Below are 265 nucleotides of genomic sequence, written 5' to 3' on the forward strand. Positions count from 1 at the left end.
GGATAAAAGTAATAGGGTTGCCATGGGCATCAACTGCTAAATGAATCTTGGTGGCGCGTCCTGCCACACTTTTACTAATGGCTTGTTCCACCTCATTGCCACCATTACTGTGCTGATGTGCTTTAATATGCGTGCCATCGATAAATACCCATTCACAGTCTGAGTCTTTAATTAATAAAGCAAACAGTGCAATCAATTTATTGCTACGAAACCAGCGCTGATAAGCCTTGTAGACGGTATTAGGCTTACCAAAATAAGGTGGCAA

At 41.9% G+C, this 265-nt stretch carries 1 pseudogene; it reads right to left on the reverse strand.

From position 1 onward, the window contains the following. Nucleotides 1-265, reverse strand: a pseudogene (locus ACT3QP_RS15180) (IS5/IS1182 family transposase); the annotation flags it as partial.

This window comes from Psychrobacter sp. AOP7-B1-24, assembly GCF_052376215.1.
Classification (GTDB): domain Bacteria; phylum Pseudomonadota; class Gammaproteobacteria; order Pseudomonadales; family Moraxellaceae; genus Psychrobacter.